This window comes from Stenotrophomonas maltophilia group sp. LNF247, assembly GCF_054083135.1.
In genome coordinates, this window is the sequence record NZ_JBSRQL010000039.1 from 1 (window position 1) to 1,888 (window position 1,888).

Annotated in this window: 1 protein-coding gene; it reads right to left on the reverse strand. The window is 68.8% G+C overall.

Annotated features, from left to right (window positions below; all coding sequences use genetic code 11):
• The coding region (gene mutS, locus ACTXG9_RS19530; protein ID WP_457654820.1) for a DNA mismatch repair protein MutS at window positions 1–1,888 on the reverse strand (1,888 nt) is incomplete at both ends.

Sequence of the window (1,888 nt, forward strand, 5' to 3'; positions counted from 1 at the left end):
AGCGCTTCCTGTGCCTTGTTCGATGGCGCGGCGAACAGCCCGAACTGCTGCGGGGCATCCAGCGCCTGCGGCGCCAGTTCGGCGGCATGGCTCTCCCCGCCGCGCTGCTCCAGTTCGGCCAGGCGACGCCGTGCCTGGGCCACGGTGGCGCGCGGCAGGCCGGCCAGTGCCGCCACCTGCAGGCCGAAACTGCGGTTGGCCGGGCCATCCTTGACCGCGTGCATGAACACCAGCGCCTCGCCGTGCTCGACCGCATCCAGGTGCACGTTGGCGATGCCGCTGCGGCCGCCTTCGTACTGTTCGTCGGCCAGCGCGGTCAGCTCGAAATAGTGGGTGGCGAACAGCGTGTAGCAGCGGTTCTGATAGGCCAGGTGACGGGCCACCGCATCGGCCAGCGCCAGGCCGTCGTAGGTGGACGTGCCGCGGCCGATCTCGTCCATCAGCACCAGCGAATGGGCGGTGGCGTGATGCAGGATGTAGCTGGTCTCGGCCATCTCGACCATGAAGGTCGACTGTCCGCGGGCGAGGTCGTCACCGGCGCCGATGCGGGTCAGGATGCGGTCGATCGGGCCGATCACCGCACGGCTGGCCGGCACGAAGCTGCCGATGTGGGCCAGCAGCACGATCAGCGCGTTCTGCCGCATGTAGGTCGATTTACCGCCCATGTTCGGGCCGGTGATGACCAGCATGCGACGGTCCGGATGCAGGTCCAGGTCGTTCGGTTCGAACGGCTGCTCGCGCACCGCTTCGACCACCGGGTGGCGGCCACGCTCGATCTTCAGGCACGGTGCCGTTTCCAGTTCCGGCCGCGACCAGTCCAGTGCCTGCGCGCGCTCGGCGAAGGCGGCCAGCACGTCCAGTTCGCTCAGCGCAGCGGCACACTGCTTCAACGGTTCCAGCTGTTCGCCGAGGGTATCCAGCAGCTGCTCGTACAGGTACTTCTCGCGAGACAGCGAACGGTCGCGCGCGGACAGCACCTTGTCTTCGAACGCCTTCAGCTCTTCGGTGATGTAGCGCTCGGCATTGGTCAGTGTCTGGCGGCGGGTGTAGTGCACCGGCGCGCGGTCGGACTGGCCCTTGCTGATCTCGATGTAGTAGCCGTGCACGCGGTTGTAGCCCACCTTCAGGGTGGGAATGCCGCTGCTTTCGCGTTCGCGCTGTTCCAGGTCCACCAGGAACTGGTCGGCGTGGGTGGACAGGCGGCGCAGCTCGTCCAGCTCCTCATCGAAGCCGTCAGCCAGCACGCCGCCGTCGCTCAGTTTCAGCGGCGGCATATCGGCGATGGCACTGGCCAGCAGCTGCGCGCACGCATCGTGTTCACCTAGTGCGGCATGCAGGGCCTGCAGGCGCGGTGAGTCCAGCGGTGCCAGCACCTCGCGCACGGCCGGCAGCAGCCCCAGGCCGTCGCGCAGCGTGGAGAAGTCGCGCGGGCGCGCCGAGCGCAGCGCAACGCGCGTGAGGATGCGTTCCAGGTCGCCCAGGCGGCGGAACTGCTCGCGGATGTCGGCGTCCGCGCCGCGATCGATCAGGGTTTCCACCGCATGGTGGCGCTGCACCAGCACCTCGCGCAGGCGCAGCGGACGATGCAGCCAGCGGCGCAGCAGGCGCCCGCCCATCGGCGTGACCGTACTGTCGAGCACGCCCAGCAGGGTGCTGCGGGTATCCCCGTCCACGCGCGTATCCAGCTCCAGGTGGCGGCGGGTGGCGGCGTTCATCGCGATCGCCTCGCCGGCGGTTTCCATCGCGATCGAGGTCAGGTGCGGCAGGCGCTGCTTCTGGGTCTCCTCGACATAGCCGAGCAGGGCGCCCGCGGCTGCGGTCGCGCGCGGCTTGTCATCGATGCCGAAGCCGCTCAGGTCATGCAGCTTGAAAAACGCCAGCAGCTGGC